Source organism: Candidatus Thalassolituus haligoni (assembly GCF_041222825.1).
In the GTDB taxonomy this organism is placed as follows: Bacteria; Pseudomonadota; Gammaproteobacteria; order Pseudomonadales; family Oceanobacteraceae; genus Oceanobacter; species Oceanobacter antarcticus.
This window is the reverse complement of sequence record NZ_CP139482.1, coordinates 4,157,332-4,170,587: the sequence shown is the minus strand read 5'-3', so window position 1 is coordinate 4,170,587 and position 13,256 is coordinate 4,157,332. Positions and strand designations below refer to the sequence as shown.

Below are 13,256 nucleotides of genomic sequence, written 5' to 3'. Positions count from 1 at the left end.
TTAATTGTCCTGGCTGTTGGGTGAAATGGCGATGGTGCGGGAAACCCCGATCATATGATCACGGCTGATCAGCTCGATCAGTTCCTCTTCACTCAGGTGTTCTGTCTCGGCCGGGCGTTCGGGCATGACCAGATAACGAATTTCAGACACGCTATCCCAAACCCGGACTTCGATATCGTCGGTCAGCGTGACCCCCATTTCGGTCAGCACCTTGCGTGGCTCGCGCACCAAGCGGGAACGGTAAGCGCTTGATTTGTACCACACCGGCGGTAATCCCAGAATCGGCCAGGGGTAGCAGGAGCAGAGCGTACATACCACCACGTTATGTACTGTGGGTGTGTTTTCCACCACATGCAGCATCTCGGTCTCCGGGCCACCGATGCCCAGTTCATTACAGGCATCCAGACCATTGGCCAGCAGTCGCTGTTTGAAGGCGGGATCGACCCAGGCGCGAGCAATGACGCTGGCCCCGGTTTTGGGGCCAACATTTTCTTCGTAGTGCTTGACCACCTGGTCCACGTCGTCTGACGACAGCACGTTGATTTCATTCAACAGGCTCTCGATCGCTTCAGTCCGAATGGCCTGCCAGGCTTTTTTCGGATGTTCGTGGTTATGGCTCATTGTTGCTTCTCCTGCTCTGGTTCCAGATGGTCTTCACTGAGGTCGATATAAACGTATGAATTGGGTTCGGCATGGGCTTCTCCCCAGAGCACTTGTGCTTCAAACCGCACCGTATAGACCGCCTGCAGGTTCTCACCCTGATGATGCGCGCGGGTATCTGGTAACACCCAGGCCTGATCATTTACTCGGAACACCTGCCCTGACTTGCCTCGGGTGTACCCCGTCACCCGGGTATGGCCGGGTGGATGGATATTGCGCACCCGTACCCATTGCCCTTCCGCAAAAATCGGTTCAACGGTGACTTCTTTGCGCCAGGCGCCCCAGGGGATTTTGTCGGCTTCCGCCAGCGGCCAGTTGCGGCCTTCGGAATGGAGTGGTGCAAACTCGCGCTTGTCGGCAGCGATTTCGGCGACTCGCTGTTCCACTTCGTTCAAACTCAGAATATTACGCCGATAGAGAATCCGCTCCATGGCAAACATCCAGCGCCCATAGTAGGTGTGGCTGATGTAGTCTTCCGGTTGCATCAGCTCGATTTCGTGCCGATGCTCATCCAGATTCCAGACGCCTAGCCCGTCAATCACCTGTACCATGCAGAAAATACGACTGCCCCATTCGGTGGTGAATACCGGTTCGTTAGGGTCAACGTTCACCAGACCAAAGCCATGTAAACCGCCCATATCATGAATGCCGTTCATCAAGTGCTCCTGTTAGTAAATGACGCGCTCGACCTTTTTTTGCAGTTCGAGGTAGTCGTATGAATAACGGTCGAGCATGGCCGACGCTGTTGTGTTTGCATCAATCAGAAAATCGGCCGGATTGCCGCCCAGAACCAGTACCCGGTCTCCCACGGTAATGGCTTCTTCCACATCGTGAGTCACCATCACCATAGAGGTGCCAGTGTCTGCTTGCAGTTCTCGGATCAGGGTGTGCATATGGCGTTTGAGGCTGATATCCAGAGCACTGAAGGGCTCATCAAGCAGCAGCACTTTGGGCCGAGTAATCAGCGCCCGAGCTATGGCTGTGCGTTGCTTCATGCCGCCAGAAAGCTCGTGTGGATACTGTTTTGCAGCGTCAGTCAGTCCGACGCTGGCTAGAATTTCCTTCACGGCTGTTACCTGGTCGCGGGTGTCATCCTTGCGAAACCGCAGGCCAAACTTGACGTTGCCTTCAACCGTCAGCCAGGGGAACAGGTTGTTCTCCTGAAAGATCATGACGATCTCTGGCGTCGGGCCATTCATAAAGCGCTGCTTGTACAACACACCGCCGGTATCCTCGGGTTGGATAAACCCGCCCAGCGTTCTCAGTAATGTACTTTTGCCACAACCGGAGCGACCCAGAATCGTGGTAATACGCCCGGCATCGATCTCCAGGTTCATGTTTTGCAGGGGGCTGGGGACAGAACCCTTTCGGGTTGGAAAATTCACCGTCAAATTGTCCAGCGAAAACACCTGACGAGGCTCAGTATTGAAGCTGTTCATTACACTCTCCACCACAAGATACGCTTGCCAATAAAGGCCAGAATGCGGTCAACCAGAAATCCGGATACGCCGATAATCAACATGCCGAACATGATCAGTTCGTTGTTGAACAGGTTACGTCCCATCATGATGATTGCCCCGAGGCCATCTCGCATGCCAACCATCTCTGCAACCAGGACTGCCATCCAGGCGGCAATAAAGTTGGTGCGCAGTAAGGTAAATACCCCCGGTAGAATGGCGGGAAAAACAACCCAGACCCAGCGCTGCCACTTGCTGGCTCCAAGGTTGCCAGACACGGTGATGTATTCTTCCGGCACCCGGCGAATCTCTGCCAGCGTGCCAATGGTGAGGATGAAATAGACCCCCATAAAGACGATGAATACCGCGGTGCCGTTGTTGATCCCAAAGACGACAATAGCCAAAGGGATCCAGGCGATCGGTGCAATCGGTGCCAGCACATACAGCAGCGGTGAGATGCACCAGGTAACGAAGCGAGACAGGCCAATCAGCATGCCGGTAATCAGTGCCGCGACAAACGCCAGCGCCATACCCGCAAACACACGCCCGAAGGTAGCCAGAATCGCTTCATCCAGAGAGGCAGCCTGGGAACCCAGGCCAATCCGGAAACCACTTTCCACAACCATTGAGAGAAACTCGCTGGGGGGCGGCATAACGGTGGTGAACGTGAGTTCGTTATGGCCAGCCACTTCCCAGAGCACAATGATCAGGCAGAAAAACAGAGTGCCAACCCCCCAAGGGGCCACTCGTTCCCAGGCAATGGACTTCATGCTCACTGCTCCAGAGATTCAATCATGCCTGTGCGGAAAATATCGGTTGCGGCAATCTTGCCGTCGATATAACCCAGCTTGGACATTTCATCGACAACGTACTGTATGGACTCAACATCCGGCGAGAACGAAATAGGTGACGGCGCGCTGTTAAAGGCTGTTTTCAGTACTGCATCTGGCACGCGATAGTAATTGCCGCCCTGCAGTAGAGACATGGCTTTGTCGACGTCGGTGTTGATGATATCGGCTGCGCAGATCATTCCTTTGAGCAAGGCTTCCACGACTTCAGGTTTTTCATCCAGGGTCGATTGCAGCACGCTGACTACAGTATTCGGAGCTCTCTCAGCCCAGGCGGTGGCGTTGTCAGTCAGGCGGGTCGCAGTGCCCTTTTCGATCATCTCGGAGGTGTATGGTTTGATGTGACTGAGAATATCGACGCCGCTGCGGAAGGCTTGCACCATGGCTAGCAGGTCATCGAAGTAAATGAACTCGACGTCGTCGGCCGACAAGCCGACACGTTGTAGCTCGGTAATCATGATCAGCTCCAGGGTATCGCCCTGCAGCACGGCAATTTTCAGTTTCTTGCCACCGGAATCCACATGTTTTTTCAGATCTTCCATTGAGTTCAGATCAAGCCCGCTCTGGGCGATGACTTCCATCACACCCCAACCGCCAGCGGCAGCCACCACTCGGATCGGTACACCACTGCTGGCGGCAAAGAATGGCAACGTGAAAGGGTTGATATTGAAATCCAGAGAGCCACCAGCCAGCGCGGCATTGTTATCGCCAGGGTTGGCAAAAAAACGGGTATCGACCGCCAGACCTTGCTGCTCAAAACAACCACTCTCAACACCGACAAACAACGGAGCCATATCCAGAGCCACCAAATGTCCGACCGTTACGGGAGTCAGGTTCGACTCTGCGTTGGCTGGTAACGCGGTGCTTAATGCAATGGCAGTGGCCAGCGCGGTAATAGTGCTTCGAATAACCATAATATTTCTCCGGTTTACTAAGTATGAATCGGGTTGAAGTTACCAATTAAGACTAGTCCACCGGATAGGGTCTAAAAATAGTCGTGAATCCATGTTTACTTTCACGAACTGGAGGGTATAGGCGGGATTTAAATACTTACGCCTCAATCGAGAGCGAGTCTGTAATCAAGCGCTCTTTATTAGTGCGGTCGGCCAGCATTCTAGCCGCCGATTTTTGTTCGAGGTTATCTTTTCGGTAGGCCATGAACACCTGAGAATAATGCACAAAATGCTCTGGCATCAGCGCAACCAGTCGTCCTTCCTCCAGCCAGGGGCGGGCATAGTGCTCGGGAAGGAAGCCAATAAACGGCCCATGCAGGATCATCATCGCGGATTCTTCCACATTGCAGACCGTCGCAATCACACTCTCATGATCTTGGGCAATAAAGGCGAATTCGCGCTTCTGCATAAAATGGCGCACCACTTTTTTCTCATTAACAATCGTGTTGGCAAGTTCCCGACGATCTTTCACTCCTGCCAGTCGGTGATCTGGCCGACATACCAGCACATCCCGCTCGAAATACAGCGGTTCATAAGTGAGATCACTGTGGTGTTGATCAAAGATACCAATGCCAATATCCAGACTATTGTTGATCAAGCCTTTTTCGATGGCTTCGGGCGAAAGCACTTCGATTGTCAAATTGGTGGGCTTGTCTGGCTGGTAGGTACTGTAAAACCAGGATAATGCCCGGTGTAATGGGCAGGTGTCATCCGTTGCCAGGTTATCGATAATGCCAAGATGAATGGCATCCTTCTGGCTGTTGCGCAGCTGCTGCGTTTTGGCTTGAAAACTTTTTACGGCGGCGAAAAACTCCACCATGGTCTGATGAAAAACTTCACCTTTTTGCGTCAAGCGAAAGCCACTACGGCCACGCTGGCAGAGGCGGAATCCAACCCGTGCTTCCAATTGGTTCATATGGTTGCTAATGGTGGATGTACTGATGTTCAGCTCTTCCTGAGCGCTGTGAAATCCTTTGGTTTCTACAACGGCTTGAAATACTCGTAGTAGTCGAAGGTCAATATCAGAAAGGTTCATGCTCAGCTCTCGGTAAACAGAATCGCAAGAGGACGAAGCAATATCGCGACCACAAGCCTGGAAAAGACTGGGAAATGAAAGTGACTATAAGAAAAATACTGTCTTAGTGGGCATGAGTGTAGATGGTCATTCCGTTTGTGCCAGCTTCCCTGGCGGGTCATCGCGCAACCCGCCAAAGGAGATACCTCGGAGCTTCTGGCTTCCGATCTCTGGTCAGACGACCAAGGACATTACAGGCCGCGTGATGTATACAACGTTTGCAGCAAACCCCGAACCCGCTCAGCCAGCTCGGGCACTGGGCCTTCGACCGGAATGAATGGAGAGATAGCGTTGATTGGCATTGGATTTACCGTAGGAGTAGGAACCCCCATTTCGATCAGCCATTTGCCGTATTGCTCTGCAGAGCTGGCGTAGACAATCCGTCCCAGACCAACCAGGCCATGAGCGGCAGCACACATCGGGCAATGTTCGCCAGAGGTATACACGGTTGCTGTTGCACGCTCGCTTTCTGTCATGTTGCTGGCCGCCCAGCGGGCAACTGCAAACTCAGGGTGCAGAGTATCGTCACCGGTGCCGATGTGGTTGTGATCTTCAAACAGCACTTCACCTGTTTCCGATACTAATACAGAGCCGAAAGGCTCATTGCCTTTGCTCAAGGCCGTTTCTGCCAGTACGACAGTGCGCTCAAGATGAGTCTTGTCGATATCAGTAATCATGGGGGCATCCTGTATAAATTGATTGGGTTAACGTGACCCGGCAAAGACTAGCCTGTCGAATTGATGCCAAAAATAGTCGCGACTCCATGTTTACTTTCACCAACAGCGAGGTATCGGTGCCGCCCTCGGAGAATATAGAGAGGGTTGTTGGTATATCAGCGCTGATGTGATCTGGTGTGCGGAAGGGTGAAAGGCACTTCATCCGTGCGCGTGCAATGTCAGAGACGACCGGGCTGGCAATACGACTTCCCCCCTGTTCAGGGCATATTCCCCAATCCAAGTGCCCAGCCCACTGATTGTGCTGTTTTCCAACTACCGGCTATCCATTAAGCTGTTTATCAAACCGAAGTTTGAGAGACATCCACTGACAGCGATCAAGCTCTATATATGAAAACCCCTTTTCAGCTCCGCCCCTACCAGCAGGAAGCCGTTGATGCCACGCTGAGACACTTCCGAAAATCCGACGATTCGGCGGTTATTGTGTTGCCCACTGGTGCCGGGAAGAGTCTGGTCATTGCCGAGCTGGCCCGTCTGGCTCGGCGCAAGATTCTGGTGCTGGCCCACGTCAAAGAGCTGGTTGAGCAGAACCACGCCAAATACCAGAGCTACGGGGTGACGGCTGGCATTTTCTCCGCCGGGTTAAAACGCAAGGAGAATCGGCACCAGGTCACTTTCGCCAGCGTGCAGTCCGTCTCCGCCAACCTTGATCAGTTCGGGGATGAATATTCCCTGCTGATCATCGACGAATGTCACCGGGTCAGTGGTGAGGAAACCAGTCAGTATCAAAAAATCATCGATCAGCTACGGCAACGGAACCGCGCTCTCAAGGTACTTGGGCTGACCGCCACGCCCTACCGTTTAGGCATGGGCTGGATCTACCGTTATCACTACCGGGGTTTTGTTCGCAGTGAGCAGGACAAGCCCTTTGTGCGCTGCATTTATGAGCTGCCGTTAAGGTACATGATTAACAACGGCTACCTCACCCGCCCGGAACTGGTGGACGCCGCTGTGGCGCAATACGATTTCTCCGCCTTGACGCAAAACCGCTTTGGTGAATACGCCGAAAAAGACGTGAATCAGCTGTTAGGCAAACACCAACGGGTGACCCGGGCCATTATCGAACAGGTGATGGAACTGGCTGCTGAGCGCCAGGCGGTGATGATCTTTGCCGCCACGGTGGAGCACGCCAAAGAGATCACCGGCTATCTGCCGGAACAGCAAACTGCCTTGATTACCGGGGCTACCGAGCAGAATGAGCGGGACTCCTTGATCTTGCGCTTCAAGCAGCGGCAGCTGAAGTATCTGGTGAATGTCTCCGTACTCACCACCGGCTTTGACGCCCCTCATGTGGACGTGATCGCCATTCTGCGCCCAACCCAGTCGGTGAGCCTGTACCAACAGATCGTCGGGCGCGGCTTGCGGCTGGACACCGGCAAACAGGACTGCCTGGTGATTGATTACGCTGGCAACCATATCAACCTGCATCACCCGGAAGTGGGGGAGAAAAAGCCCAACCCGGACAGCGAACCGGTACAGGTGTTCTGCCCGGCCTGTGGGTTTGCCAATATTTTCTGGGGCAAAACCGATGGTCACGGCCATGTGATTGAACACTACGGGCGTCGTTGTCAGGGGTTGCTGGAACCTGAGGAAGAGGATGGGCCGGGAGCGCAGTACGAGCGTCCGCAGCAGTGTGATTACCGCTTCCGCTTCAAGGAGTGCCCCCACTGCGGTAGCGAGAATGACATCGCCGCCCGTAACTGCCACCAGTGCAAACAAGCCATTATCGACCCGGATGATCAGCTCAGGGACGCCCTGAAACTGAAAAATGCCATGGTGATCCGCTGTGCCGGGATCACCCTGAGCAGCCACAGAGACAAACCCGATAGCAAGCTGAAGATCACCTACCACGGTGAAGACGGGGAGGAATTGGGCGAGTCCTTCGATTTCAGCAAGTCAGCACAACGCCACGTCTTTAACCGATTGTTTGGTCGGCGTTGCGGCAATAGTCAGACCCCGAAAGAGTTCAGCCGGATCGAAGAAGTGCTTGAGGTGCAGGCCCAGCTACCGGCACCGGACTTTGTTATAGCCCGCAAACAAAAACACTACTGGCAGGTGCAGGAGCGGATCTTTGATTATCAGGGGAATTACCGCAAGGCAAACGAAGTGTAGGGACGCCCTCTGTGGCGGTTCGTAACGCAAGGATACGGACAGCGCCGTTCTCCTGCTACTCCATGCCTTGGCAATATCCTGGAACAGATAAAAGCGCAAGGATGCCGGTGTCTGGCTATACAGTTCAAGACGCTCGCTGCAGGTTGAAGATGGTGATTGGTTACTTGCTCAGGTCTTTGCGGCAGCGTTGATCTAACTGTCGAATCAAATCAAGCGCTTGTTGCAGCTCTTGTGCCGTCAGGTTGTCGGATAAGGCCTCAACCCAGTGGTGTTGCCGTACATCCGCCAGCCGGTATTTTTCGCTACCTGCCTCTGTCATGACAATCAGTTTTGCTCTTTTGTGATCCGGGTTGTCTTTGCATATTAAAAGACCCTCTTTGACCAGATCGTTCACGACCCGTTGTACTGACTGTCTTGCCAGACCCATTCGGCGAGCAATGCTGGCAACAGTAGGGTTGTGTTCTTCCATTGTGATTGCGCCAAGCACTTGCCACCGAGCGCTTGTTAATCCCAAACCGCGTACCAGGTTGTCACCTGTTTCGCGCAATGTGCCATTAAATCGGAAGATTTCAAGAATAAGATCGGTAAGTACTTCACTACGCTTCACGCGCTGGGTCATTGGTTGATTTCCTTTACGATTTTGTAATGCCACTGTATTCGGAGCGCCGCGGATAGTACTGGCGCCAGGTTCTCTGTACCAGTACACCGCTCTTATTCTACTTGAGGATGGGCACTGATACTGATCGGTTGGTGAATTGCGATGGTTTCGTGGGAGATCCCTTGGTCTAGCATGATAAAAAACTTCTGCCTTAAGCCTCGATTTTTTGGGGAGGCATACAATTTGACGTTGTTCTTGAGACTAATAATAGTCACAATGACAGTATGCTGTCATCTTTCTGCTGTAGATTAACTTACTCTGCAAAAGGGAATTCGAGTGAGTTGTAATCCAGGCTGGACAGCCCTGGTTGCTGTGACGCCTGCCCAAACTGCTTGCTGAGGAAATATTAATGAATCGTTTTTTTACTATTCTGATAACCACTTATGTTTTGTCTGGGTGCTCACAGTCTACCGAGAGCACGGTCGAGGCAGCCTCTGATGCTGCTCGCTGGGTAAAAATAGAAAACCTGGTCGAGGCTACAAAACCCGGCCATGAGTTGACCGGGACAGTCAAAGCGCGCCACGAGGTCGAGTTGGCTTTTCAGGTTGGAGGCAAGGTTGATCAGCGGCTGGTCGATGCTGGGCAGTCTGTTAAAAAAGGGGAGGTGCTGTTCACTCTCGATCTGCGAGACCTGCGCGAGTCTGTTGTGACTGCACGTGCCAACCTGAGGGCAGCAGAAGCAACGCTGAAACTTGCTGAAAAAGATCTGGAGCGTGACTATCAATTGGTAGATCAGGGCTATACCAGTCGGCAGGAATACGAGAGGGCGTTACTGACCCAGGAAGAGACGCAAGCGCGTCGTGATGTTGCTGAGGCCCAGCTGTCCCAGGCCTTGAATATGTTGGAATATGGGGTACTCAGAGCAGAGAGCGACGGCATCATACTGGATGTGTTTATCGAACCGGGAGAGGTGGTCAGTGTGGGGCGGCCAGTTGCAAAACTGGCTAAATCGGGAGAGCGGGAAGTTGAGGTGGATTACCCTTCTGGCGCATATCCTCCAGAGCAAGGAGGGTTACTGCATGACGGAGAGGCCATAGCACTGACGCGGAGAGAGATGGCCGGGGCGGCCGACCCGGAAAGCCGTACCTGGAAAACACGCTACACGATAGATCAACCACTGTCAGACCTAAGGTATGGCCAGCTTGTCAGAACACGGTTCCTGGTCAGCAACGATTCAATACCACTTTATAAAATGGCCATTTCTGCCCTGGATGAACGTGGTGAGACCCCCTTTATCTGGACAATAGTGGATGGCGAAGCAGTGCCGCTCAACGTTGATATCCAGCGTATCGACAAAGATCATGCCTGGGTCACTGGTTCAACTCTGGAAGAGGGGCTGATTGTTATTTCTAGCGGTACACACCTGCTCAAGCCCGGCATGGCAGTGCAATCACTTGATGCCAGGGGGGCGTGATGGCTTTTCCCAATCTCTCCAGAATCGCTGTGCGAGAAAGCTCGGTTACGCTCTTTTTTATTACGCTTTCCTTGGTTGCAGGCCTTTACGCTTTTACGTCTTTGGGTCGGGCCGAAGATCCTGATTTCACGGTAAGAGTCATGATGGTGACTGTTCTGTGGCCGGGTGCTGCCGCTGATGAATTACAAGATAGTGTGGTTGATCGGTTGGAAAAACGCATTCAGGAAGTGGAGGATTTGTACAAAATTGAGACAACGGTGCGGGCGGGGCGGGCCGACTTGCAGGTTGAGTTCCAGGATTACACCGACGCCAAGCATGTCCCCGATCGCTTTTATCAGGTCCGGCGTCGCATGCAGGATGAAGCATCCCAGTTACCGGACGGGGTTATCGGGCCTATCGTAAATGAGGACTTCGGTGATGTGTATTTCACCCTGGTTGCGCTGACGGCATCAGGTGTCGCGCAGCGAGAATTGATCCGGGATGCCGAGGCGATTCGGGACAGGGTACAGCGCGTTCAGGGAGTTGAAAAAGCCGAGATTTTAGGTGAGCGATCAGAACAGGTATTTGTTGATTTCGACATGACGAAGTTACAAGGGTTAGGAGTGTCTCTTACCGATATTATCGAGGCTATTCAAGCCAATAACCGACTCTTGCCTGCGGGCCATATTTCCACGGCAGGCCCTAAAGTCTACCTCCGCCTGGACGATGATTTATCGAACCTGGAGGCTTTGCAAGAGGTACCTGTCCGAATTGATGAACATCTGATCAGACTGGGTGATATTGCCACTATATCCAGAGGGTACGAAGATCCTCCCAGCTATCTCATTCGCTCATCCGGAGAGGACGCTCTACTGATTGGTGTGGTCATGCGGCGTGGAGAGAATGGCCTGGCGTTTGGTAAACGGTTAAGAGCATTCTGGGAAAACGAAAGAGTAATGCTTCCTCTGGGAATGGAGCTTGACCTGCTGACAAATCAGGAAGAAGCCATTATTGGTGCGGTCAACCTTTTCCAGGTTAAGTTTCTGGTTGCCGTGCTCGTGGTGATGGCCGTTACAATGCTGGCGGTTGGCCTGCGGGCCGGGATCGTGGTGGGAATTGCTATTCCAGTCACTCTTGGACTCTCATTTATTGTGATGCTCGCAATGGGCATTAACCTTGATCGTATTACACTCGGGGCGCTCATTATTGCACTGGGGCTGTTGGTTGATGATGCCATCATTGCCATCGAGATGATGATTGTGAAGCTGGAAGAAGGATGGGACAAGCTACTGGCGGCGTCTCATGCCTGGAATGTGACCGCCGCTCCAATGCTCTACGGGACTCTGGTAACGGTTGCCGGTTTTGTACCTATAGGATTTGCCCGCTCCAGTGTCGGTGAGTACGCAGGCAACATTTTCTGGGTATTGGCCATTGCGTTGTTACTTTCCTGGGTGGTTGCCGTTGTGTTTACTCCTTATCTGGGGGTGAAAATTTTGCCAGATAACCTGTATCACAGCTCTCATAGCAACAAGGAAGCCTATTCCTCACGTCCCTACCGTATGCTCAGGAAGCTTATTATCGGCACCCTGGCGCATCGAAAAATCGTTGTTCTGAGTACGTTTGCATTATTGTTTATATCTATAGTGGGCATGATTGGTCCAGTCCAGAAGCAGTTTTTCCCCGTCTCTGATCGTCTTGAGGTGCTGGTCAGTATTTATCATCCACAAGGCACTTCGATTGAAGCCACCGACGCTACCGTCCAAAAAATAGAACGACTGATGGAGGGCACCAGCGGCATCAAGTCCATGTCGGCTTATATTGGAGCAGGGGCTCCCCGGTTTTTTATCTCTGCCAGCCCGGAGCAGCCGAACAGTGCTTTCGCCAAGCTGGTTATCGTGGCAGAAGACATCGCAGCCCGAGACGGCTTGATCCGATTGATTCGTAACCGGGTAGCGGCCGGTGATTTTCCGGAGTCACGAGTCAGAGCTGAAACACTCCTTTACGGCCCACCGGTTGACTGGCCAGTCAGTATTCGAGTGATGGGGCCAGAGGCCAATCAGCTGCGTACTATTGGTAAAAAGGTGAGAGATATTATCGCGAGCCATGCCAACACTGAAAACAGTCATCTGGAATGGGATGAACGCACACCTGGTATCGATATTCGCTTCGACAAAGACCGGCTCCGGTTGTTTGGCTTGACGCCAGAAGAAGTTGCTTATCAGCTGCAATTTCAACTATCCGGGTTGGCCATTACAACGTTAAGGGATGGTATTCGATTGACCCCGGTGGTTGGTCGGGCCAAGGCAGAAGATATTACACAGATTCAGAATCTTGAAATTGTCAGTGAAGAGGGGCGACGCATTTCATTTAACCAGGTTGGCGAAGCGGATGTCGTCTACGAAGAACCTGTAATCCGGCGTTATAACCGGGAACCGTTTGTGGCGGTTAATGCTGATGTTCGAGGAGCACAGGCCAAAGATGTTACGGCCGACGTATGGGCAGCGCTAGCGGAGTTGCGCGCACAAATGCCAGTTGGCTATTCTTTGCAAATCGGTGGTTCAGTTGAGCAATCCTCGAAAGGCGAGCACTCCATTCAAGTGCTACAACCCCTTATGATCGTGTTGATGCTTGTTTTTGTGATGCTGCAGATGCGCTCCTTCAAAGGTACGCTGGTGGTGATATTGACGGCACCACTGGGTTTGATTGGTGCTGTGGCCGCGCTGCTGATCTTTAACCAGCCATTTGGCTTTGTGGCAACGTTGGGGATTATTGGTCTCGCCGGTATTCTGATGCGTAACACCCTAATCCTGACCCAGCAAATTTCAGATAATATGAAAGAGGGCATGCTGATTCGAAGTGCCGTCATTGAAGCGGGTGTGCAGAGATCCCGGCCCGTTATTCTGACCGCTCTGGCTGCGGTGTTGGCGTTTGTACCACTGACCATCGATAGCTTCTGGGGCCCGCTGGCTTACGTTCTTATTGGTGGCGTTTCACTGGGCACCGTGGCCACGCTGGTATTTGTACCGGCGCTTTATGCCATATTCTACCGAATACCTGATAGCGATTATTCGTAGGGGAGACCTTGGCCAGCTATCCCATTGCCGCAAGGTTGATCGGCACCGGACCTTGTTATAGCCCGCAAACAAAAACACTGCTGGCAGGGGCAGATCTTTGATTATCAGGGGAATTACCGCAAGGCAACCGAAGTGTAGAAGTGTAGTAGGGACGCCCTCTGTGGCGGTTTGTAACACAGGGATACGGACAGCGAGCGCTGTTCCCTGTGAACGATACGGCAAACATGACGTTCTTTTTCTCGAAGCCCAGCAGAAAGCGGAAGCTTCCTCTGTCTGCTGCATCCGTTCCGTT

General features: G+C 52.7%; 11 protein-coding genes. 3 read left to right on the top strand and 8 right to left on the bottom strand.

The genetic code is table 11. The features are described 5' to 3' along the window. The 7 genes from nthA to SOJ49_RS18840 form a co-directional block, all read right to left on the bottom strand. Positions 1 to 621: a nitrile hydratase subunit alpha gene (nthA, locus tag SOJ49_RS18870; RefSeq protein ID WP_303431053.1), complete on the bottom strand. Its 621-nt coding sequence runs from the start codon at positions 619 to 621 to the stop codon at positions 1 to 3. After that, positions 618 to 1,316 (bottom strand): nitrile hydratase subunit beta, encoded by a 699-nt coding sequence (gene nthB, locus SOJ49_RS18865; RefSeq protein WP_303431052.1) that lies wholly within the window; start codon positions 1,314 to 1,316, stop codon positions 618 to 620. Before nthB ends, nthA begins: the two co-directional genes overlap by 4 nt. A 12-nt stretch (positions 1,317 to 1,328) precedes the next feature. Continuing rightward, a complete protein-coding gene (locus SOJ49_RS18860; RefSeq protein ID WP_305415484.1) occupies positions 1,329 to 2,099 on the bottom strand; it encodes an ABC transporter ATP-binding protein in 771 nt (256 codons plus the stop codon). Then, positions 2,099 to 2,887 carry an ABC transporter permease gene (locus SOJ49_RS18855; RefSeq protein ID WP_303431050.1) on the bottom strand — a complete coding sequence of 263 codons (789 nt, stop codon included), beginning with the start codon at positions 2,885 to 2,887 and terminating at the stop codon, positions 2,099 to 2,101. The genes SOJ49_RS18860 and SOJ49_RS18855 overlap by 1 nt, the downstream gene beginning before the upstream one ends. Positions 2,888 to 2,889: 2 nt before the next feature. After that, the gene (locus tag SOJ49_RS18850) at positions 2,890 to 3,879 is read right to left on the bottom strand and encodes an ABC transporter substrate-binding protein (RefSeq protein ID WP_303431049.1); all 990 of its coding nucleotides are present in this window, start codon (positions 3,877 to 3,879) and stop codon (positions 2,890 to 2,892) included. 136 nt (positions 3,880 to 4,015) lie between these two features. Next, positions 4,016 to 4,954, bottom strand: a complete 939-nt coding sequence (locus SOJ49_RS18845) for a LysR family transcriptional regulator (protein ID WP_303431048.1) — start codon at positions 4,952 to 4,954, stop codon at positions 4,016 to 4,018. A 230-nt stretch (positions 4,955 to 5,184) separates the two neighbouring features. Further along, positions 5,185 to 5,670 (bottom strand): nucleoside deaminase, encoded by a 486-nt coding sequence (locus SOJ49_RS18840; protein WP_303431046.1) that lies wholly within the window; start codon positions 5,668 to 5,670, stop codon positions 5,185 to 5,187. A 387-nt stretch (positions 5,671 to 6,057) separates the two neighbouring features. Between SOJ49_RS18840 and SOJ49_RS18835 the strand changes: the two genes are divergently transcribed. Further along, complete coding sequence (locus tag SOJ49_RS18835; RefSeq protein WP_369856018.1) at positions 6,058 to 7,839, top strand: DEAD/DEAH box helicase; 1,782 nt, start codon at positions 6,058 to 6,060, stop codon at positions 7,837 to 7,839. A 160-nt stretch (positions 7,840 to 7,999) separates the two neighbouring features. Here the strand turns inward: SOJ49_RS18835 and SOJ49_RS18830 are convergent, their stop codons facing one another. Continuing rightward, positions 8,000 to 8,458, bottom strand: coding sequence for a MarR family winged helix-turn-helix transcriptional regulator (locus tag SOJ49_RS18830; protein WP_305452951.1), 459 nt, complete (start codon positions 8,456 to 8,458; stop codon positions 8,000 to 8,002). Between the two features lie 388 nt (positions 8,459 to 8,846). On the opposite strand from SOJ49_RS18830, the gene SOJ49_RS18825 reads away from it, so the two are divergent. After that, positions 8,847 to 9,911, top strand: a complete 1,065-nt coding sequence (locus tag SOJ49_RS18825; RefSeq protein WP_303431042.1) for an efflux RND transporter periplasmic adaptor subunit — start codon at positions 8,847 to 8,849, stop codon at positions 9,909 to 9,911. Further along, the gene (locus SOJ49_RS18820; protein WP_369856017.1) at positions 9,911 to 12,964 is read left to right on the top strand and encodes an efflux RND transporter permease subunit; all 3,054 of its coding nucleotides are present in this window, start codon (positions 9,911 to 9,913) and stop codon (positions 12,962 to 12,964) included. Before SOJ49_RS18825 ends, SOJ49_RS18820 begins: the two co-directional genes overlap by 1 nt. Positions 12,965 to 13,256: the final 292 nt, after the last annotated feature.

What these genes read in the sequence shown, in the direction of transcription:
- SOJ49_RS18855 (WP_303431050.1), bottom strand. Translation starts at nt 2,887, where the DNA reads ATGAAGTCCATTGCCTGGGAACGAGTGGCCCCTTGGGGGGTTGGCACT.
- SOJ49_RS18840 (WP_303431046.1), bottom strand. Translation starts at nt 5,670, where the DNA reads ATGATTACTGATATCGACAAGACTCATCTTGAGCGCACTGTCGTACTG.
- SOJ49_RS18825 (WP_303431042.1), top strand. Translation starts at nt 8,847, where the DNA reads ATGAATCGTTTTTTTACTATTCTGATAACCACTTATGTTTTGTCTGGG.
- nthB (WP_303431052.1), bottom strand. Translation starts at nt 1,316, where the DNA reads ATGAACGGCATTCATGATATGGGCGGTTTACATGGCTTTGGTCTGGTG.
- SOJ49_RS18845 (WP_303431048.1), bottom strand. Translation starts at nt 4,954, where the DNA reads ATGAACCTTTCTGATATTGACCTTCGACTACTACGAGTATTTCAAGCC.
- SOJ49_RS18850 (WP_303431049.1), bottom strand. Translation starts at nt 3,879, where the DNA reads ATGGTTATTCGAAGCACTATTACCGCGCTGGCCACTGCCATTGCATTA.
- SOJ49_RS18820 (WP_369856017.1), top strand. Translation starts at nt 9,911, where the DNA reads ATGGCTTTTCCCAATCTCTCCAGAATCGCTGTGCGAGAAAGCTCGGTT.
- SOJ49_RS18830 (WP_305452951.1), bottom strand. Translation starts at nt 8,458, where the DNA reads ATGACCCAGCGCGTGAAGCGTAGTGAAGTACTTACCGATCTTATTCTT.
- SOJ49_RS18860 (WP_305415484.1), bottom strand. Translation starts at nt 2,099, where the DNA reads ATGAACAGCTTCAATACTGAGCCTCGTCAGGTGTTTTCGCTGGACAAT.
- SOJ49_RS18835 (WP_369856018.1), top strand. Translation starts at nt 6,058, where the DNA reads ATGAAAACCCCTTTTCAGCTCCGCCCCTACCAGCAGGAAGCCGTTGAT.
- nthA (WP_303431053.1), bottom strand. Translation starts at nt 621, where the DNA reads ATGAGCCATAACCACGAACATCCGAAAAAAGCCTGGCAGGCCATTCGG.